The sequence below is a fragment of the Campylobacter sp. RM5004 genome, from assembly GCF_022369455.1.
Lineage (GTDB): Bacteria > Campylobacterota > Campylobacteria > Campylobacterales > Campylobacteraceae > Campylobacter_E.
In genome coordinates, this window is the sequence record NZ_CP059599.1 from 1,512,415 (window position 1) to 1,532,318 (window position 19,904).

At 25.9% G+C, this 19,904-nt stretch carries 21 protein-coding genes; 10 read left to right on the forward strand and 11 right to left on the reverse strand.

Features of this window, described 5'->3' with window-relative positions; genetic code table 11:
- The first annotated feature begins 15 nt into the window (after positions 1 to 15).
- The 10 genes from AVANS_RS07520 to AVANS_RS07565 all read left to right on the forward strand — a co-directional run bounded on the left by AVANS_RS07520 (position 16) and on the right by AVANS_RS07565 (position 6,703).
- Positions 16 to 423, forward strand: a complete 408-nt coding sequence (locus tag AVANS_RS07520; protein WP_239817269.1) for a hypothetical protein — start codon at positions 16 to 18, stop codon at positions 421 to 423.
- 368 nt (positions 424 to 791) lie between these two features.
- The gene (locus tag AVANS_RS07525) at positions 792 to 1,046 is read left to right on the forward strand and encodes a hypothetical protein (protein ID WP_239817270.1); all 255 of its coding nucleotides are present in this window, start codon (positions 792 to 794) and stop codon (positions 1,044 to 1,046) included.
- A gap of 11 nt (positions 1,047 to 1,057) precedes the next feature.
- On the forward strand, positions 1,058 to 1,537 hold the full coding sequence (locus tag AVANS_RS07530) for a hypothetical protein (protein WP_239817271.1): 480 nt from the start codon (positions 1,058 to 1,060) through the stop codon (positions 1,535 to 1,537).
- Between the two features lie 311 nt (positions 1,538 to 1,848).
- Positions 1,849 to 2,787 carry a permease gene (locus AVANS_RS07535; RefSeq protein ID WP_239817272.1) on the forward strand — a complete coding sequence of 313 codons (939 nt, stop codon included), beginning with the start codon at positions 1,849 to 1,851 and terminating at the stop codon, positions 2,785 to 2,787.
- A gap of 8 nt (positions 2,788 to 2,795) precedes the next feature.
- Complete coding sequence (locus tag AVANS_RS07540; protein WP_239817273.1) at positions 2,796 to 3,086, forward strand: metalloregulator ArsR/SmtB family transcription factor; 291 nt, start codon at positions 2,796 to 2,798, stop codon at positions 3,084 to 3,086.
- A gap of 12 nt (positions 3,087 to 3,098) precedes the next feature.
- Positions 3,099 to 3,359 carry a (2Fe-2S)-binding protein gene (locus AVANS_RS07545; protein ID WP_239817274.1) on the forward strand — a complete coding sequence of 87 codons (261 nt, stop codon included), beginning with the start codon at positions 3,099 to 3,101 and terminating at the stop codon, positions 3,357 to 3,359.
- Between the two features lie 744 nt (positions 3,360 to 4,103).
- Complete coding sequence (locus AVANS_RS07550) at positions 4,104 to 4,979, forward strand: permease (protein ID WP_239817275.1); 876 nt, start codon at positions 4,104 to 4,106, stop codon at positions 4,977 to 4,979.
- A gap of 9 nt (positions 4,980 to 4,988) precedes the next feature.
- Positions 4,989 to 5,387 carry an arsenate reductase ArsC gene (locus tag AVANS_RS07555; RefSeq protein WP_239817276.1) on the forward strand — a complete coding sequence of 133 codons (399 nt, stop codon included), beginning with the start codon at positions 4,989 to 4,991 and terminating at the stop codon, positions 5,385 to 5,387.
- On the forward strand, positions 5,377 to 6,399 hold the full coding sequence (gene arsB, locus AVANS_RS07560) for an ACR3 family arsenite efflux transporter (protein WP_239817277.1): 1,023 nt from the start codon (positions 5,377 to 5,379) through the stop codon (positions 6,397 to 6,399). The genes AVANS_RS07555 and arsB overlap by 11 nt, the downstream gene beginning before the upstream one ends.
- A gap of 1 nt (position 6,400) precedes the next feature.
- The gene (locus tag AVANS_RS07565) at positions 6,401 to 6,703 is read left to right on the forward strand and encodes a metalloregulator ArsR/SmtB family transcription factor (protein WP_239817278.1); all 303 of its coding nucleotides are present in this window, start codon (positions 6,401 to 6,403) and stop codon (positions 6,701 to 6,703) included.
- Positions 6,704 to 7,032: 329 nt separating this feature from the next.
- Here the strand turns inward: AVANS_RS07565 and AVANS_RS07570 are convergent, their stop codons facing one another.
- From AVANS_RS07570 to AVANS_RS07620, 11 genes are all read right to left on the reverse strand, one after another.
- Complete coding sequence (locus AVANS_RS07570; protein ID WP_239817279.1) at positions 7,033 to 7,884, reverse strand: hypothetical protein; 852 nt, start codon at positions 7,882 to 7,884, stop codon at positions 7,033 to 7,035.
- Between the two features lie 101 nt (positions 7,885 to 7,985).
- The gene (locus AVANS_RS07575; protein ID WP_239817280.1) at positions 7,986 to 8,165 is read right to left on the reverse strand and encodes a hypothetical protein; all 180 of its coding nucleotides are present in this window, start codon (positions 8,163 to 8,165) and stop codon (positions 7,986 to 7,988) included.
- Complete coding sequence (rpoD, locus tag AVANS_RS07580; RefSeq protein ID WP_239817281.1) at positions 8,162 to 9,988, reverse strand: RNA polymerase sigma factor RpoD; 1,827 nt, start codon at positions 9,986 to 9,988, stop codon at positions 8,162 to 8,164. The genes AVANS_RS07575 and rpoD overlap by 4 nt, the downstream gene beginning before the upstream one ends.
- A gap of 117 nt (positions 9,989 to 10,105) precedes the next feature.
- Complete coding sequence (locus AVANS_RS07585) at positions 10,106 to 12,541, reverse strand: hypothetical protein (protein ID WP_239817282.1); 2,436 nt, start codon at positions 12,539 to 12,541, stop codon at positions 10,106 to 10,108.
- A gap of 111 nt (positions 12,542 to 12,652) precedes the next feature.
- Positions 12,653 to 14,680, reverse strand: a complete 2,028-nt coding sequence (locus AVANS_RS07590; protein WP_239817283.1) for a TonB-dependent receptor — start codon at positions 14,678 to 14,680, stop codon at positions 12,653 to 12,655.
- A 61-nt stretch (positions 14,681 to 14,741) separates the two neighbouring features.
- Positions 14,742 to 15,311 (reverse strand): CatA-like O-acetyltransferase, encoded by a 570-nt coding sequence (locus AVANS_RS07595; RefSeq protein WP_239817284.1) that lies wholly within the window; start codon positions 15,309 to 15,311, stop codon positions 14,742 to 14,744.
- Between the two features lies 1 nt (position 15,312).
- A complete protein-coding gene (locus AVANS_RS07600) occupies positions 15,313 to 15,966 on the reverse strand; it encodes an ATP-binding cassette domain-containing protein (protein WP_239817285.1) in 654 nt (217 codons plus the stop codon).
- Complete coding sequence (locus AVANS_RS07605) at positions 15,953 to 16,570, reverse strand: ATP-binding cassette domain-containing protein (RefSeq protein WP_239817286.1); 618 nt, start codon at positions 16,568 to 16,570, stop codon at positions 15,953 to 15,955. The genes AVANS_RS07600 and AVANS_RS07605 overlap by 14 nt, the downstream gene beginning before the upstream one ends.
- A 1-nt stretch (position 16,571) precedes the next feature.
- Positions 16,572 to 17,324 (reverse strand): ABC transporter permease, encoded by a 753-nt coding sequence (locus tag AVANS_RS07610; protein ID WP_239817287.1) that lies wholly within the window; start codon positions 17,322 to 17,324, stop codon positions 16,572 to 16,574.
- Entirely contained in the window at positions 17,321 to 18,259 is a 939-nt protein-coding gene (locus AVANS_RS07615) for an ABC transporter permease (RefSeq protein ID WP_239817288.1), read from the reverse strand. Before AVANS_RS07615 ends, AVANS_RS07610 begins: the two co-directional genes overlap by 4 nt.
- Entirely contained in the window at positions 18,259 to 19,770 is a 1,512-nt protein-coding gene (locus tag AVANS_RS07620; protein ID WP_239817289.1) for an ABC transporter substrate-binding protein, read from the reverse strand. Before AVANS_RS07620 ends, AVANS_RS07615 begins: the two co-directional genes overlap by 1 nt.
- Positions 19,771 to 19,904: the final 134 nt, after the last annotated feature.

A 19,904-nucleotide genomic window follows, 5' to 3' on the forward strand; every position in this document is an offset into this window, starting at 1 on the left:
TTTAGGAGTAAGTTGATGAAAAAAATTATCTTAGCTTTAGCCTTTTTAGGCTCAAGCTTAGCAAACGAAAGCGATATTTTGATGCTTGTTTATACAATGAATAAAAATAATCAAGCCGAAGCTTTAAGATTAGGCAAATACTATCCAAAATCACAAAAAGATAAAATGAATATAATGACAAAATGCCATGATGGTGATTTGATATATTGCAATAATTTAGGCTATTTATATACAAATAGCATAGGTTTTGCAAAGGATAGTAATAAGGCATTACAAATCTTTACAAAAGCTTGTGAAAATAATTTAGCAATATCTTGCTATAACCTAGCTCAAATGACAAATAACAATAATAAAAGGCAAGAATATCTTAAAAAAGCTTGTAAGCTAGGAGATAAGTATTCTTGTGATTTATTAAGCGAATAAATATAATTAGCTTAATAATTTTGCTAATCAAACGATTTATTAAGCTAAATTCCTACCTAGCAATTCTTTTTATTTGTTTTAACAACTCTTAAGACTATTACGCCAAAATCACATTCTTTTAAAAAATATTATTTTATGTCCTACTTTTACACAAAAACAAAGGAATTTGAAATAGGAATTTCAAATCCAAATTATTTTTAACCTTAAAATTATTTATTTAGCTTTATTAACTTTTCATTAATGGGTGGGGGGCATTACAATAGCCTTCTATTAAATCAAAGGAGTTGCTATGAATAAAAAATTACAATGAAATCAAACTAATTTATTTAAAAACAAAAATCTAAAAAATCAATTTAAAAGGAAAAAAAATGAAAAAATACACGATTAAAACTTTTATTATTAGTATTGTAACAAGCATTATAGGAGGTTTTTTTATTGCACCAATTATATTTATAAGTTGGGCAGGAGGTAATATAACAAGAGATTATCGTTTAGATATGTTTGACGTAGCTAGATTTTTTGGAGCTACGGATAAATACTATATATCTTACATAATCGCCTTTGCAATAACATTTGTAATAACATTTGTGATAATGAATATTATAAAAAAGCGTAAAAATTAAAAGGAGAAAAAATGAAAAAATTATTAAACTTTAAAACATTAACAATGGTGCTTTTAACAGCTACAACACTTACTGCAACAGCAGCAACTACTGATGGTGTAAAAACAAACACTACAACTAAAGTAAGTAAAAAAGTAATTGATTATTCAAAGATGAACTATAATCAATTAAAAGAAGAATATCACAAAATCGTAGGAATCGCAGGAACTAAAAACGATTTTATAAAAAAAATGATAGTACTACGTAAGAATGTAAAAACAGACGCTGATTATGATATACTGTGCAAACACGCTAATAAATTTATTACTGATATAACACCATTACAAAAAGAAATAAATAAACGTGTTGAAAAGTATAAAGACAATAAAGAAGCTTATTATATATACTATAACTTAGCAGAAGATATAAGAAAGAATATAATATATATTGAAGTCATGGTAAAAAATGCTGAAAAAAACCTTAGAGAAATAAAAGCAAAAGAAATGTATTAAACCGCTACAAAAGAGCTCACGACTAGAGCTCTTTTATTAAAAACTTAAAAATATTATGAAACATTAAACACCTTAAATTAAGCTGAATTCAAATTCTTTAGAATTTCAAGCAAATAAATCAAGGAATTTGAAATAGGAATTAGACTTTTGTTTAAGCTAAAATTAGATTTTATAATTCACACTAAATCTTAAAATATTTTAAAATATAAATTCATAATTCGTAATTCTTTGATTATTCTAAATATCAAGTTATCTTGATATTTAGAATTTTATAATATATTTTCAAAATTAAATTATTTTAAAGGTTTATTATGGAATTTTCAAGCGAAAAATTACTCTCATTTTTTTATGAGTTTTTGTTTTTGATGTGCGAGATTACCTTGCTTTTTATTATTATAAATATGATTATGGCTTATATTAACGCTAGGTTTGATTTAGGCAAATACCTTAAAAACAATGTTTTTTCATACCTAAAAGCTATTTTTATAGGCTCACTAACTCCGTTTTGCTCATGCTCAACGATACCGCTTTTTAACTCGCTTTTAAAAAATGGCATAAATCACGGGATAAGCTTTGCGTATTTGCTTACATCGCCGCTTATCAATCCTATGATTTTTACTATGCTTTTGGCTGCTTTTGGGCTAAAAATAGCTATATTTTATGTAATTTTTATAGTGGTTTTTGTGTTAATTATTAGCCTAATTTTAGGGCAAATGAATCCAAAATCACTTTTAAAAGATGAGTTTATAAAACCTAAAAATGTATTTTTTACAAAAAATCACAGCCAAAAAACAAGTATTTTAAACCAAAACACCCCTTGCAAATGCACCACGCAACAAAAACTAACCCTAAAAGATAGTTTTGTAAAGGCTGTTTTTGGATATATAAAAGTTTTTAAATATATATTTTTGGGAATGCTTGTAGGTGCATTTTTTCATAACTTTATCCCGCAAGATTTGCTTTCAAATTACCTTGCTAATTTTGGCATTTTTGGGATATTTCTAGCTAGCTTGCTTGGAATTTTGCTCTATGTTAGGACGGATTTGATTATCCCGCTTGGGGTTAGCCTTATGAATGCTGGGTTTCCTTTAGGAGTGCTTTTTAGCTTTTTGATTGCTGGTGGCGGGTGTTCTTTGCCAGAACTTATACTTTTAAAATCAATGTTTAAAACTCGTATGATGATTATATTTATACTTAGTGTTCTTGCTATGGCAAATGTTTTTGGAGTATTATTATATTTATTTTACTAAGGATTAAGATGAAAGATTTGTTAAATTACACAGCAGCGATAAACGATGAAACAAGACTTAAAATAATAGCTTTTTTAGACATTCATAAAAAACTTTGCGTTTGTGGTTTTGATATGATACAATCTCGTATTTCAAGGCATTTAAAGATTTTAAAAGACGCTGAATTATTAATTGCAAGTAGAGAGAGGGCGTATATTTTTTACGAGATAAATTATGATAGTTTTTATACAAAAATTATTCTAGAGCTTTTACAAGATAAGAATTTAAGCCTTCCTATGTTAAAAAAACCAATGTGTTAATAAAGGAATTAAATGGAAAATCAAGAAAAATGCTTTTGTTGTAAGGTAAATCCTAAAGACGAAAGCATAATCGGTGAATACGTGTGTTATTGTAATAAAGTAACGGAAGATGATATTAAATCAGTGATTAAAAAAGGTGCAAAAACCATACAAGAAGTTATAAAAATAACTCAAGCTATGAAAAATAGCAATTGTGTTGTAAATAACCCAAAAGGCACTTGCTGTTATCCTGATATTGTTTATGTATTTAATAAGTCTATAAATCAAGAATAATTATATATTGGTTGTTTGAATTTAGTCAAAACATACGAAAATTATGGATAAGTTTAAAAAATACATAAAATAAATTCCAAGCTGTAAATTTCGTTTGTTTGGTAATTTTATATGGAATTTTATGGCTTTTAGCCAAACAATCGAAACTTATTAAAAAGTATCAAAATCACAAAGAATTTAAAATAGGAATTTCATTTGTTAATTGCTTTGCATGGCTATTAAAGACATTTATAAACAAACGAAATTCCGAATTCAAATTCCAAATACGAAAATAAATTCCACGCCAAACAAGTGACATTTGGAGCTTTATGGAATTTATTTCGTGTATTTTTGCCATAAAATTAAAGCTACAAACATACGAAATTTGCTTTACAAAAAAAAGGGATTTAAAATAGGAATTCCGTTTGTTTGGAGTTTGGTTAAAACAAACGAAATTTGACAATCAAAATAATATAAATAAAACTAGTGCTTATTTAGCTTAAAATACAAATTAAAAAAAACTTAATAATGAATTATTTACATATTTACAATTATCATTTATAATATATCAAGATAACTTGATATATAGATTTTATGATAAGCTTTTAAATTGGGTTTTCATAGTAGAGCTAAACATGTGTTTTAAATATCACAAAAAATCATTTAAAACAAAATTAGCTTAAAACAAAATCCAAAAAAAGCATACTCTCAAGTCTAAATTATCAAAAAAGTTATTCTAAAATCATAAATTATATAAGGATTTTTATGGAATTTACAAGCGAAAAATTACTCTCATTTTTTTATGAGTTTTTGTTTTTAACTGCTGAAATAAGCTTTTTATTTATTTTTATCAATATGATTATGTTTTATATTAATTCAAGGTATAGCTTTAATAAATATTTAAAAAATAATGTTTTTTCATATTTTATAGCAATATTTTTAGGCTCAATTACTACTTTTTGTTCTTGTTCAACTATACCTGTTTTTAATTCTTTAATTAAAAACAATATTAATCACGGAGTAGCTAGTGCTTTTTTACTAACTTCGCCATTAATTAATCCTATGCTAATTACTATGCTACTTAGTGCATTTGGTTTTAGCATAACTTTTTATTACATTATTTATATAGTTATATTTGTATTTATTATAAGCTATTTAATAGGTTTAATACCTGCAAGATTGCTATTAAAAGATATTATAACTAAAGAATTTCAGTTCAATCAAAATGTCAAGCTTAATTTATATGAATGTCTATACAAGTCTTTAAAATCATATAAGGATATTTTTTATTATGTATTATTTGGTATGTTAATAGGTGCTTTTTTGCATAATTTTATGCCTGTTGAGTTTATTAAAGATTATTTATCTAGTTTTGGAATTTATGGTATATTTTTAGCTAGTTTTGTTGGTTTATTACTTTATATACAAACTTGCTTGATTATTCCACTAGGAGTAACTTTAATAAATGTTGGGTTTCCTATCGGTATATTTTTTAGCTTTTTGATTGCTGGTGGCGGCTGCTCTTTACCAGAACTTATACTCTTAAAATCAATGTTTAAAACTCGCATGATGATTATATTTATACTTAGTGTTCTTGCTATGGCAAATGTTTTTGGGATATTGCTTTATTTATTTTACTAAGGAATTTTTATGAAAGTAGCTTTTATTTGCGTGCATAATTCTTGCAGAAGCCAAATCGCTGAAGCTTTAGCAAAATCAAAAGGCTTAAAAGGAATTGAGTTTTATTCAGCAGGAACATCTTTAAAGCCTATTAATCCTAAGGCTATTAAATATCTAAAAAGCGAGTTTGATATAGATATAAGCAAAGAAAAATCAAAGCTAATTGATAGCCTTACTGATATTGATTATGTGATAACTATGGGGTGTAATGTAAAATGCCCTAGCTTAAAGCATAATATCGCAAGGCTTGATTTTGGAGTAGCTGACCCTAGTGAATATGATGAAAAAGAATTTATTAAAACAATTTATGAAATAGACAAAAAAATCAATGAATTTTTAAAAAACATAGGAGTTTTAGATGAAAAATGATATTAGTTTTTTTGAAAAAAACTTAAGTTTTTGGGTGATTATATGTATGATAATTGGCACTTTGCTTGGCTATCTTATGCCTAATTTTGCTAATGTTTTAAAATCATTAGAATACGCAAATATATCTTTTATAATGCTAATTTTGCTTTGGGTTATGATAATACCTATGTTTTTAAAAATTGATTTTACAAGTCTAAAACATAGCCTTCAAAATCCAAAAGGTTTATATTTAACTTGGTTTATAAATTGGCTTTTTAAACCATTTTTGATGTATTTAGTAGCGATTTTATTTTTTAAGTATATTTATAATTTTGAAAATTATTATGAATTTTTAGCTGGTGCTGTCTTGCTTGGGGTTGCACCTTGCACCGCTATGGTATTTGTATGGGCTAAGCTAACTCGTGCAAATGCTAATTATACTTTGATACAAGTTGCTAGTAATGATTTGATAATTTTGTTTGCCTTTGTGCCTATATCTTCATTTTTACTTAATAGGAGTGATATTAGCATTTCATTTACAACGCTAATTTTATCTACAATTTTATATGTATTTTTACCACTTTTTATAAGCGTTTTTATAAGGCATAAAGTAATTAAGAAAAAAGGTTTAGAGTATTACGAAAAATCATTTTTGCCTAGTTTTGATAGATTTACAATGCTTGGGCTTTTGCTAACTTTGATAACTATTTTTATTTTTCAAGGGCAAAATATCATAAATAATCCTATTTTGATAGTTCTTATTTCAATAGTTTTAATCATTCAAACTTTTATTGTTTTTTTAGTAGGATTTTATTTATCACTAAAGTTAAAACTACCATTTGAAATAGCTTCAGCAAGTATTTTAATAGGTGCTTCAAATTTCTTTGAACTTGCTGTTGGAGTTAGCATTGCTTTGTTTGGACTTGGCTCTTTTGCTACCTTAGTTTGTGTTGTTGGCGTGCTTGTTGAAGTGCCATTAATGTTGTTTTTGGTAAAAATTGTTAATATAAATAAAAATAGATTTAAGGACTAAGATGAAAGATTTGTTAAATTACACAGCGGCGATAAACGATGAAACAAGACTTAAAATAATAGCTTTTTTAGACATTCATAAAAAGCTTTGCGTTTGTGAGATATGTGAGAGTTTTGATATGATACAATCTCGTATTTCAAGGCATTTAAAGATTTTAAAAGATGCGGAATTATTAATTGCAAGTAGAGAGGGGGCGTATATTTTTTACGAGATAAATTATGATAATTTTCATACAAAACTAACATTAGAATTATTAAAAAATAAAAACATTAAGCTACCTATGTTAAAGAAAATTGAGTGCTAAAACAAAAAGAATTTGAATTAGGAATTTAAAACTAAAAATATTAAAATATCTTTGTTTTTCAAGGATATTTATAGGTATTTTTAGTATATGATTTTTTAAGGCTTTTTGCTAATTTATTTTATTATTATTACTTGCTTTTATTTTGAATAAATCTTCAAATAAATTTAAATAAAATTATTTTAGCTATTTGTAAGTTTTTTGCCTAAAGTAAAGTTTATTAATTTTAGCTAATTTAATCTGCGTTTTAATTCCTAGTTTATAAGAAATAAAAATTATAAGAATTTGAAATAGGAATTTGAATTATAAATCATAATTCAAATTCTTAGGTTTTATTTTTTAATTATTACTTCATATTTATTTTTTTCTTTTTCTTCTTTTAGTGCGTCTGCAACTTTTTTAGTTCCTAAACAAGCATAGCTATCGCCTAATTCGCAACCTTTTTTATAATATTTTAAAGCCAAATCATAGCTAAACTCAGCCCCATTCCCACTAAAATGCATATCTCCTAACTTCGTGCAAGATTTTGCTAAAGGAGAATATTTTCTATCACAACCTTTTAAAAGGCATCTTTTAGCTTCTTTGCCATTTCCTACTTTTAAATACTCTATCGCATACATATAAGCTTTATCTTTATCAGCTCCCATAGGGCAAGTTGATGGGAGCATATATCTTTTGCCATTTCTAACATAATAAGTATTATATGGGTCATAAGTGTTTTTTGAGCTTATATCGTTTGGATTATAAGAGTTTTGATTATTAGTATTTGCTTGATTTTGATAATAATTATTTACGATATTTTCTATTCTTTGCTTTGCATTTTTTGTAGCATTTACTTTATTGCAAGCCACTGAACCTTTGCAAGCTTTATTATAATATAAAAGCGCTTTGTCAAGATCGGTATTAACACCATCTCCCATATAGTATTTATCGCCTAATTCTTCACAAACTTTATAATTTTTATTATTGCAATCTTTCTCAAGGCTTGCTAAATTGTTTTGATTATTTGTAAAAAAATCTTGATTATTCATAAGAAAATTATGAATTTTGCTTAATTTATCACAAGAAGCACCATTTCCACTTGCACACTCTACTTGATATTGTTTTATAATTTTCGCAATAGCTTCTCCTTCATTTGCCATTACAAAAACACCAAATAAGCTTAATAAAAATAATTTTTTCATAATATCTCCTTATTTTTTAAATAAAAATTAAATATTATAAAAATATTATAAATATTTATTAAATAGCTTTTTATAAGCAAGCGCTTATAAAAAGCCTAATTTTAATCTAATTTCTTTCCTAGTTTAAAGCCTAAATCTTCTAAGATTTCTCTTAATTCATCTTCATCATGATCGGTTATGATTGTTTTTAAATCATCACTAAAGCTAACATTGTCTAATTCATTTTTAATTTTATTTACACAATGAGAGCAATTTACATTAAATATTTCATATTTACTCATGTGCTAGCTCCTTTTAATTGTTTTCCGTATTTAGGGAATTTTAATTTCTTAATCGCTGTGCTTTCAATCTGTCTTACACGCTCACGAGTAATTTTAAGTTCTGTTCCTATTTCTTCAAGCGTTCTATCACTTTCGTCTTCTGTTAAGCCAAAGCGTAATTTAATAACGGTTTTCTCACGCTCGTTTAATTGCTCTAAAACTCCGTTAATTTGCTCTTTTAAATCTTCTTTTAAGATATGCTCAAGTGGGCTAATGCTACTTCTATCTTCTACGCTATCGCCAAATCTTCCATCATCATCACTTCCAACAGGAGCATCAAGGCTAACAGGCTCTTTTGCAATCTTCATAACTTGCTTAACCTTATCTTCACTCATTCCGATTTCTTTAGCAATTTCATCTATTGTTGGCTCTTTTCCACATTCTTGAACACGCTTTTTGCTAAATTTATTAATCTTATTAATAGTATCAATCATATGTATTGGAATTCTAATAGTTCTAGCCTGATCAGCTACTGCACGGCTAATTGCTTGTCTAATCCACCAAGTTGCATAGGTTGAGAATTTATATCCACGCTTGTATTCAAACTTATCAACAGCCTTCATAAGACCGATATTTCCTTCTTGAATAAGATCTAAGAATGCTAAACCACGATTAGTATAGCGTTTTGCAATACTTACAACCAATCTTAAGTTTGATCTTGCCATTTTACCTTTTGCAGTATCGCTAATATTTTTACCACGCTTAATTTGCTCTAAAATCTCTTTTAATCTTTCTTTATCCATATCAAAGCAATTTTCGCTAGCTTCCTTTGTCTGGAATAATTTCTTAATTTCCATATATGTGCTTACCATTGTATTTTCAAGTGCAAGTTCAGCGATTTCTTCTTTGCTTAGATTTGTGATATTATCTAAGATTTTTTTATGTCTTTCTTTTAGTTCATCGCTAAACATAGGCAAGCGGTATTCTAAGCGTTTTAATTCTTTATCAAAATCTACATCGCTTTTTAAAACAGTTTCCATAGATTTTACAATTTCATTAATTAGCTTAGAAGTTGGTCCTAGTGCTAATAATTTTTCTTTTAAAATATTTTTCTTAAACGCAATATTTATATGATTTTGTAATTCATCTTTGCTAAGTTGTTCTTTATGTGAGCTTTTTAGCCATTCTTTTTTAGCTTTTTCTAAAGCTTTAAAGCTTTCTATTACTTTGATTGCTCTTTTATCTTCTTTTAAAGATTTTGCTGGCTTTCTTTCTTCATCGCCATCTTCAAGCTCATCTTCTTCTAATTCTTCTTCGTTTTCTTCTTCGTCATTATCAAAGTTTTTAAATAGCTCTTTTACACGACGCTCACGATTAATTAAAGCATCTTTATAATCAAGTATGAAATCAATCAAATAAGGAACGCTACAAAAAGCATCAATGATTATATCTTCTCCTAGCTCAATTCTTTTACTAATTTCTACTTCTTCTTCTTTGCTTAATAAATCAATTTGACCCATTTCACGAAGATACATTCTAACAGGGCTTTCACTTCTACTGATTTCGCTTAAATCATAATCCTTGCTTAAATCACCCTCAAGCTCGTTTTCTCTTAATAATTCTCTTTGCTTTGCTCGCTCTTTTGCTTCTTTTAGATTTCTCATTTTAGCAATTTCTGCTGAGCTTAGAAGATTTACATTATATTCTTTTACTAGATTTTTAATAGTTTTTATATTTGCTGCTGTTGGAGCTTTTTTAAATAACTTAACTATCATTTCATAGGTTAAATAATCATCTGTATTGTCCTTAAACAAAACCTCTAATTCTTTATCTAAATCTGCCATTTTTGCTCCTTTTTGAAAAAACTTACATTATACAAAAAATTAATAAATTAAGGATTATTTAAAAAAGAATTTGAAATAGGAATTTCAAATCAAATTCTTATTTCATAATTCTTAAAATTAAAAGCTATATCCAAGCGAAGCTCTGAATGAATAAGAATCAAAATCTTTATTTAATAAAGTTTTTGATAAATCAAAATAAATATGCAAATTATCTTTTAATAAAAAGTGAGTTTTGATACCTAATTCTAAAGATTTATGTTTATTAAGCTCTAAGATTTCTTTAGAATATCCATCTCTTAAAATCATTTCTCTTTGTTTTGAGAGTTTTTGATAATAATTTGAGCTAAAAGCTAAATCAAAATCGTAAGTTTGATAAATCAAATCAAAGCCTAATTTATAATATAAATTATTTTGTTTTAATAATTTAACCCTTATATCTTCATTTTTAAACTTTGTCTTAGGAAAATACTCAAAAATCATTGCAATATTTGGCTTAAACATAACAAGATTATCGTATATTAAACCAAATTCTAGCTTTGTATTAGCGTGAAAATATTTACTATCTAAAATCCCTAAATCATCAAGATTTACTTTATTTGTGTGTTCGCTATACTTAAAATCTGTGTTTATATAATAATCTTTAAAATCAAAATTAGCATATATTCCACCACCTTTGATTTTGTGATAAGTGTTTTGCGTATCAAGTTTATATAAGAAAAATCCTAAATTATTATTAACATTAAAATAATCATTAAATTTATTAAACTTTAATAAAGTCATTTGATAATTATCATCGTTTATATCACCACTATGATATTCGTAATTAAAAGAATCTTTATTAATATCATCAAAATTAAGTCTTAAAATAGCGTAATTTAATAATTCGTTTTTATAAAATTTGTCCTTAATATTTGCTATTATTTTTCTATCTACGCCAACTTTATTTAAGGCTGAATCAAAAGCATAAATTCTATCTTTACTAACATTTTCAAAAATATTTTTATATTCATCTTTAAATAATTCGTTTATATCGCTAATTCCTAAAGAATTAAAATCTCCTATACCTAATAAAAACGCTCCGTTTTGATTAATCTTAGCTACAAGCTCTTTATCAAAACCAAAAACACTAAAGCCTTTTATAGTATAAAGCGAAAAATCATTCATAATATCTTTATTAGTTTTAGCTAACAATATAGGATAAAAACCTGTGCTTGGGTCGTAATTTATAATCTTAATTGAGTTATTTTCTCCATTTATTTCTTCGGTAACTACGATAGAACCACTAAAACCATCGTTAAAATACACTACAAACTCACTATCTTTAGCGTATAGTTTTTTAGTTCTAAAACCACCATAAACTTGAGAATTATCCACTACATTTAAGCTATCAAAATTCATATTAGTTGAATTAAGCAAAGTATGACTTGCTAAGAAATTTCTAGCATTTATAGAATTATTTACTACCTTACTATAAGCAATCTCATAATCTCCACCATCTAAATCATTACTAAAAAATGAAGCATTTGCATATAAATAAGCATTATTAAATTGAGTAATCTTACCCGCGAAATAACTTTTATAAGCACTTAAATTATCATAATTTTTTATTTCTTGAAAATCTGAATACATACAATCAAGATTTAAATGATTTTCTAGACTATTTTGAAAATGTAGCCTTGCTCCTATAATATCGCCTTTATTGATAGTTGGGCTAGCAAAGGTTATTTCATTTCCTATTATCCAACCTTCTTCATAGTTTTCAACTTCGTCTTTAAAATTAACATAATCTCCTAATATCATTGAATTGTTAAAAACTTTTTGAAACTCCATAGTTTCGCCTGAAATAGTGCTTTCTAAATTATTATTTAAAGTCGCATTAAAGACTAAATTTTCACCATTAATAGTATCGTTATTATGCACTTCGCCATTAAAAGTAAGGTTGTTTCCATCAATTACTGAATCATTAACCACTTCGTTAAATTCTGCACCACTACCTATAAAAATATAAGAATTATCACTATTTGTAACCTTACCATTAAAGTTAAGATTGCTACCTGATATTAAACTATTAGATTCATTTAAAACTTCGCCTTCAAAGGTTAGATAATCTCCAAAAATCCAACCATCATAATAATTTATAAAATTATTAAAAGTATTAAAATCTCCGTAAATTAAGCCAAAATTATGTGTATTTGCAAAATAATTACCACTACCCTCAATAATACCATCATATGTATTTGTAAAAGTATTGTTAATATTAGTATCCGAGCTTAAAAAATATCCATTATTTATAAATTCATTTACAATATGACCTGAACCTTCAAAAAAGCCATCATTATTTACAATATTAAACATAGAGCCACTGCCACGCAAACTAGCTCCATAATTATTATTAAAAGTTCCTAAAAACTCATTATTATCGCTACTTATAGTGCCGTTATTATTAACTTCTTCGCTGGTTTTAATAGTGGTTGTAATTTCGTCAAATTCATTAATATCTAAAGCAAAAATATAAGATAAGCTTAGTAATAAAATTAAATATTTTTTAAACAATTTGCACCTTCAAAGAAAATAAAGCTTATTATATTTTAAAAATAGCTAATATTTTTATTTTTGAAATTCCTATTTCAAATTCTTGAAAAATAAAAGGCAAATAAATGCCTTTTAAAATCTATAACTTATGCTAAATCTAAAGTCTCTTCCAGCTTCCCAATCAGCGCTTTTAGCACTTTTATAGCTTCTTTTGTAGTGTGAAAAATATAGTTTATTAAAAATATTATTAATACTAAAACCTAAATCAAGATTTTTATTAACTTCGTAATTTACATAAAAATCATGCTTTGCATAAGCTGGTTTAATATAATCATCTACTAAAATAGAGCTAAAATAAATTAAATCATATCCGAAAATAAAATTTTGATATAAATATTCAAGATTTAAAGTATATTTATCTCCTGCATCACTATAAGCTAAAGCATATCCAGCTCTTACTAAACTATCTTTTTCATCATAAGTTCTAGCTCTTGAATAACCAAGCCTTGATTTAAACTGCTTATAGCTAAAAATTGCTTCTAAATCAACTCCATAAATATTATATTTTCCACCATTTAGCCTTGTATAATATCCACCTGCTTCGCCAATTCTTTTAGTCTCTTCTCTAATTAGGTTTTTGTAAAATCTATTATAGTATTTTGCACTTGCACCCATAGTAAAATCATTTATTTCTTTAAGATAGTCAAGCCCAAACTCATATCCATAACCACTCTCAAATTTTAAATCTTCATTTGTTTTTAGCTTTGCTCTATTTTCACGCAAAACAATCATTTCAAGCGGGTCAATTCCTTTAGAAATCTTAGAATATCCTGCATAAATTGAAAAATCTTTAGAAAAATTATATTTAAGTCTTGCAGCGTAATCAATTGAATTAAAATTATGCTTTATTCTATCTTGATTTAAATTAGCAATTGTATTGATTTTATAATTATTAAACTTAGTTCCTAAAATCAAATCAAAATCTCCTAAACTCATCTTATCTTGTAAAAACACTGAAAGAGTTTGGGAAATATCATTTGAAGCTGGTGTGAATTTTTCATAAATTGCTATATCTTTACTTAAATTATATTTATAATAATTATTCTTAACATAGCTTTGGGTATTAAAATATTCAAGCCCATAAGTAAAAAGATGAGAAATATCAAATGTTTTTAATTCACTTTTATTATCAAGATATAATCCATAAGTTTTAACTCCACCTTTTAAATATTCTAAAACATCTTCTTTTAAAAGGTTTTTTTGCTTCCAATTATCAAGCTCAAGCACTCTATTTGTATAATAAGTCTTAAAATTAAAATTTATATATTCATCTAAATCATAATTATAATCAAGCACAAAGGTATTTCTTCTCATTTCTTGATTAATCAAATCAAACGCCCTTGTTCCTGCACTAATTAAGTTAGCTCCTTGATAATAATCATAAGCAACACTTCCAGCCCATTCAGGCACTAATGGATAATCGCCTTTATATTCAACATTTTCATAACTTATATTCAAATTATGTTCATCTTTAGTATATCCACCCTTTAAAAGATAGCTTAAATTATTGCCTTTTCCACCGCTTTCGTGCTTTAAAGCGTCTTTTGAAAAGCTATGGTTTTTATGATTTATATAAGCTAATAAATGCAAGCCATTGTCGCTTTTGCCATAAGTTTGCAAACTTTTTTGCCATTCTTTATTATTACTTGCAAAGCTTGTTTTAATCTTTGCTCCTAAATGCTCATTAGCTTCAAGTAAATCAAGCGCATTTAAGGTATTAAACTTAACGCTACCTGCTAAAGATGAAGAAATAATATTTAAATTATCAGTATTTATCTCAATTGCTTTTAAAATATCAGTATCAACGACTAAATCAGCTGAGTGATGCCAATTATTTCCAACTTGTCTTGCACCATCTATGCTAATATTTACTGCCCTATCACTCATTCCACGCATAAATATTTTTTGATTTAAATTATTTGTCCCACCTAAATAAATGCTAGGAAGGTTTCTTAAAATATCTCTTGTGCTTGTTGTGTTTTTGTTTTGAATGCTAAACTCATCAATGGAATTTGATTTTACATTTATTAAATCAAGTTCAACATTAGCATAAGCACCCCCCCCCATTAGCAAAATTGCTGCGATACTAAAACGAAACATAAGTTCTCCTTAATTAATAATAAAAGCAAGCATTAAAGCATTTTATTATTAATAATTATTTTCATTTTAATAATTCAGCAAGATAATCATAAAATTTTTTAGCCTTTGCAAGGTCAAAAAAAGCATGATGAAAATTAGCGTAAATTACTAATTCTTCACTATCTTTTAAACTTGTAAATATAGGTTGATAAAACTCAAAGCCATTTTTTAAATACAAAGAAAAAGAATCAAAATAACCCTTAAAACTTGATACATAAAAACAATTAATATCACTTTGTTTTAAGCTAAAAGCTAAAGGTGATTGCAAAAATAATTCATAATCTTTTTCATAATTTCTTACAAATTCTTCATAATTACTAGAATAATTTGTAAAGGTATTTACAATCTCTTGGTTTTTTTCTAAAACATACGCAGGATTTAACACATTAAATTCTATTATTTCACCATTTATTACGCTTAATTTTAATTCTTTTGTATCATTTACAACCTTACTTAAATTAAATAAAAAATCCACATTTTTAAGTTTTTTGATTTTAAATCTTTTGCTTACTTCAAATCTACTATTTGCACTACTTGTATAAACCTTAAATTTATCTAATTCATAGTTTGATAAAAAAGCTTTTTTATACATTTTAAACCTTTTTTATGATTTCGTAATTCCTATTACAAATTCCTTCTGCGATTTCTTTAACATGGCTTATTAAAATCATAGAATTTTCATAAGCTTGGCAGTGTTTTATAAATTTCTTTATAGCATTTTTATCAAGTCCAGCTTCTACTTCATCTAAGATTAGTAATTTTGGTTTTACAAAAAATGCTCTTAAAAGTCCTATTATTTGAGCTTCTCCACCACTTAATTCACTTGGATATTGATACAAAATCTTATCATCGCTAAAAAAATCATAAAATAATTCATCATTAAATCTAACATTATAATTTTTACAAACCATATCAAAATGCCATTTAATATTTTTGAATGGATTTAGGGCTGATTTTTGATTTTGCATTATTAAAATCAAATCTTTTCTTATCTCTCTTTTTTCATTATATGTTAGGTTTTTTAAAGATTTTTGATTAAAAATAATATCTCCATCATTAAAATTATCAAGCATTGCAATGATTTTTACTAAAGTAGTTTTTCCACAGCCATTTGCACCTTTTAAGTTTAACTTATCGCCTAAATCAAGCTTAAAATTAATATCTTTAAAAACTTCAAAAATCGTAGTTTTTGAATAAAAATGCTCTTTTATTTCAAATCTTTTTGATAAGTTTTTAATTTCTAGCAAGAGAGTCTCCTTTAAATTCATAAATCTCATCACAAAGGCTTAAAAATCTTTTATCATGGCTAGTTAAGATTATATTTATATCAAGCTCTTTTAAATATGCCATTATATTTATAAGGCTTTTTTCATCAAGACCAGCGCTTAATTCATCTAAAATTAGTAATTTTGGCTGTTTTACTAATGCCATTATTAAACTAATCTTTTTAGACTCTCCTATGCTTAATTCATAAGGATTGCTATGCCAAACATCTTTTAAATTAAACTTTTCGCAAAAACTTAAGGTTTTTTCTTTTACATTACTTATTTTTCTATCTTTTGCTAAAAACAGCATTAATCTTCCTATATCAAACAAAGGATTTAAAGTGCTTTTTGCATCTTGAAACACTATGCTAAAATCATCTATATTTTTTTCTTTTAATAAATCGTGATTTAATACCATAAATTTATTAGCCTTTGTATTTACTCCCATAAACTGAAATAAAAAAGTGCTTTTTCCTATGCCATTTTCTCCGATTATGCCTATTGTTTTTGCATTTGTTGTAAGGTCTATATTGCTAAAAATTACTTTGTTATCTTTAATGCAACTTGCGTTTTTAATATCAATCACTTTATTTCCTAATTATTGAGCTTAAATTATTTAAAGAATATATAAGCAAGAACAAATATATCCCTGGAGCTAAAATCAAATGATAATGTCCTAAATAAATACATTTTGCATTATCATTTAGCATATTTCCTATGCTTGCTTCATAAGGTTTAAGACCAAGTCCAAAAAAGCTAAGAGTTGATTCGCTAAGTATGATATGAGCTACATTTTGTATAAATAAAACTAAAATTATATTAAATAAAACAAAGCTAATTTGCTTAAAAATATCAAATTTACTAGCTCTAAAAATAATTAAGTTTAAAATATAATCTTGTTTTAAATATGTGCTAAAAAATACATTTAAAGTTTTAGAAGTAATCGCAAAATGTGTAAAACCAAATAATAATATTATTGTTAATTTTCCGCCATCAAATAAGCTTTGTATAAACATAATTAAGATTAAAGATGGGGTTGCTATTAATAAATCAAGGATTTTTAAAATTGCATTTTTGAAGAAAAACTGCATAAAAATAGCAACAATAACTCCTATTACGCAAGCAAGTAATGATGAAAATATTCCTATTTGAAGTGATGAATTGCTTGCATGTATTAATTCAACCACAACATCTTTTCCTAAAAAATCCGTCCCAAAAATATGCTCTAAGCTAGGATTTGCGAACATATTTGCAAGATTTATTTCAGGTCTTTGTATAAAAAAACTAAGCATTGAAAAACAAATACAAAAGACTAAAATCAAAATATTAAGTATTTTCATAAAGCCTCTTTCTTTGCAAAAATTATTTTTTCTAAAAATAAAGCTAGAAAATTAAAAAAACTAACAATAAAAAAGCTAACAATTATCAAAACCAAGCTTAATGGATAATCTTTAAAAATCAAAGAATCAATAAACAAACTTCCTATTCCAGAATAAGAAAAAACTTTTTCAATAATATATGAACTTCCTAAAAGCCCTATGAAATTAGCACTAAAATATCCAAAAATAGAGCTAAAAGCATCATAGATTATAAAAAAATAAACTCTTCTTCTTTTAAATCCCATTAAAAAAGCAGCGTTTATGTAAGGCTTATTTAAAGTTTGTATAAAAGTATTTTTGCAAAAACTTACCAAAATTCCAAGACCACTTAAAATAAGCGCACTAAGTGGTAAGATTAAATGATGCAAATAGTTTAAAAAAGTTGGATTTTGAATATCATTTGATAAAGAACTAGGAAAAAGCTCAAACCAAATGCTAAAAGTTAAAATCAAAAGAATTCCCATATAAAAACTAGGCAAACAAAAGCAAAGCATTAAAACAAAATTAATGCTTTTATCAATTAAACTTTTATTCATTAATGCAGAAATTAATCCTAATAAAATCCCAAAAACTAGCATTAAAAATCCGCCGCCAAAGATTAAAACAATAGAATTAAACAATCTTTCTTTAATTAATAAAAATATATTTTTATCGCTTGTTAAAGACTTTAAATCAAGACTTATTAAACCTTTTAAAAACTGAAAATATTGATAAAACAACCCTTCATTTAAACCAAGTCTTTTAAGCTCATTATCTATGAAAGATTTTGATAATAATATGGATTTGTTTGCATAAACTGCACTACCATTTGTGTAATAAATCAAACAAAATAGCACAAAGCTAAGTATTAAACTAAGTAATACAAAACTAAGTGCTTTTTTAATAAAATAAATCATTATTTATCTTCGTAATAAAAATCTTCTATTCCGTATAAATATCCGTTTCCATGGTGTCCTAATGCGTGGTTTTTAACACCTTTTAGATTTTTATTGAAAGCAATTACATAATCTATATAAGCTAAGAAAACATAAGGAGGATTGTCCTTTAATGCAAGCATAGCTTTTGTGTAATATTCATTTTTTTCTTTTTCATTATCGGTAATTCTTGCAAGATTTAAATATTTTGAAACTTCTGCATCATCGTAATGATTATAATTTAAGCCGTTTTCATTAGTTTCTACATCATATTCTTTAGAAAATACTCTGTAAGTATAAAAATCAGCACCATAAACACTACCCCAACCTATTAAAAAGCTATCAACCTTGTCAATCTCAAAACTTCCATGCTCTTTAGCATAAACATTTGCACTAATTCCAACTTTGTCTAATTCTTGCTTAATATAATAAGCCATTTGAGTGCGTAATAAGTCAAAGTTAAATGTGTAAATATCAAAACTTAAAGCCTTACCATCTTTATCATAAAACTTATTATTTTTTAATGTATAACCTAAATCAATTAGCTTTTGTTTTGCTAAATCTTTATTGCAAGTGCTATAAGTAATATCAGTTTTTACTTGTTTTTCAATAGGATTATTTGCAACACTACCTAAGTTATTTAAAATACCTTTCACTAAATCTTCTTTACAAATAGCTAAATCAATAGCTTTTCTAAAGTCTTTGTTTGGGAATTTTTTCATATTAAACATTAAAGCTCTATAATCATTTGAAGGCATAATTTGATAATTAACCTTATTATTTTTAGCTAATTTATCTAAAAATATAGGAGCAACGATAGAAATATCTAATTTATTATTTTCTAATTCAAGTGCTACTAGATTTGGATCTTGAATAAACTTTAAAATTACTTCTTTTATATGAGCTTTATGCTTATAAAATTTATCATTTGCAACTAATTTAATATATTCGCCTGATTTTCTTTCTACGAATTTATAAGGACCAGTTCCTACTGGGTGCTTGTCAAACTCATCAAGACCGATTTTTTCTACAATATGCTTTGGCATAATTCCTAAGCTAAGAACTTCATAAAAACTAGGATATGGGTGTTTTAAAGTTACTTTAAAGCTTAAATCATCAATTTTGCTAATTTCTTTAATATCTAAGAAATTGCCTAAAACTTCTGAATTAAGTTTTTCATCACGAGCAAGATTAAGAGTATAAATTACATCATCACTGCTAAGTTTTGCACCATCATGAAAATAAACATCATCTCTTAAAGTAAAAGTATAAACCAAGCCATCTTTTTTTACATCTTTTACTAAATCTTTTTCTAATGTGTCATTTCTATAAGAAAATAAGCCATTAAAAACTAAACCTAGCATTACGTTATGATCTTCATCATAAAGTGGATTTAGCCTTTCGGTTTCGTTTTCTACCCCTACAACTAAAACATCTTTAGCATTTAAACAACTAAAGAGTAAAACAAAAATAAAAAATAATTTTTTAAACATCTTCTCCCCTTAAAAATAATTTAAAGTTTTATTATAATAAAAAAAAAAAAAAAAAAAAACGATTAATACTTTTTTAAAAAATTATTTAATTTTTTATTTAATTTAACTTTTATAAAACCTATTTCAAATTCTTA

Excerpts from the sequence above, each read along its gene's own strand:
- AVANS_RS07520 (WP_239817269.1), top strand. The coding sequence starts at position 16 with ATGAAAAAAATTATCTTAGCTTTAGCCTTTTTAGGCTCAAGCTTAGCA.
- AVANS_RS07525 (WP_239817270.1), top strand. The coding sequence starts at position 792 with ATGAAAAAATACACGATTAAAACTTTTATTATTAGTATTGTAACAAGC.
- AVANS_RS07530 (WP_239817271.1), top strand. The coding sequence starts at position 1,058 with ATGAAAAAATTATTAAACTTTAAAACATTAACAATGGTGCTTTTAACA.
- AVANS_RS07535 (WP_239817272.1), top strand. The coding sequence starts at position 1,849 with ATGGAATTTTCAAGCGAAAAATTACTCTCATTTTTTTATGAGTTTTTG.
- AVANS_RS07540 (WP_239817273.1), top strand. The coding sequence starts at position 2,796 with ATGAAAGATTTGTTAAATTACACAGCAGCGATAAACGATGAAACAAGA.
- AVANS_RS07545 (WP_239817274.1), top strand. The coding sequence starts at position 3,099 with ATGGAAAATCAAGAAAAATGCTTTTGTTGTAAGGTAAATCCTAAAGAC.
- AVANS_RS07550 (WP_239817275.1), top strand. The coding sequence starts at position 4,104 with ATGGAATTTACAAGCGAAAAATTACTCTCATTTTTTTATGAGTTTTTG.
- AVANS_RS07555 (WP_239817276.1), top strand. The coding sequence starts at position 4,989 with ATGAAAGTAGCTTTTATTTGCGTGCATAATTCTTGCAGAAGCCAAATC.
- arsB (WP_239817277.1), top strand. The coding sequence starts at position 5,377 with ATGAAAAATGATATTAGTTTTTTTGAAAAAAACTTAAGTTTTTGGGTG.
- AVANS_RS07565 (WP_239817278.1), top strand. The coding sequence starts at position 6,401 with ATGAAAGATTTGTTAAATTACACAGCGGCGATAAACGATGAAACAAGA.
- AVANS_RS07570 (WP_239817279.1), bottom strand. The coding sequence starts at position 7,884 with ATGAAAAAATTATTTTTATTAAGCTTATTTGGTGTTTTTGTAATGGCA.
- AVANS_RS07575 (WP_239817280.1), bottom strand. The coding sequence starts at position 8,165 with ATGAGTAAATATGAAATATTTAATGTAAATTGCTCTCATTGTGTAAAT.
- rpoD (WP_239817281.1), bottom strand. The coding sequence starts at position 9,988 with ATGGCAGATTTAGATAAAGAATTAGAGGTTTTGTTTAAGGACAATACA.
- AVANS_RS07590 (WP_239817283.1), bottom strand. The coding sequence starts at position 14,680 with ATGTTTCGTTTTAGTATCGCAGCAATTTTGCTAATGGGGGGGGGTGCT.
- AVANS_RS07595 (WP_239817284.1), bottom strand. The coding sequence starts at position 15,311 with ATGTATAAAAAAGCTTTTTTATCAAACTATGAATTAGATAAATTTAAG.
- AVANS_RS07610 (WP_239817287.1), bottom strand. The coding sequence starts at position 17,324 with ATGAAAATACTTAATATTTTGATTTTAGTCTTTTGTATTTGTTTTTCA.
- AVANS_RS07615 (WP_239817288.1), bottom strand. The coding sequence starts at position 18,259 with ATGATTTATTTTATTAAAAAAGCACTTAGTTTTGTATTACTTAGTTTA.
- AVANS_RS07620 (WP_239817289.1), bottom strand. The coding sequence starts at position 19,770 with ATGTTTAAAAAATTATTTTTTATTTTTGTTTTACTCTTTAGTTGTTTA.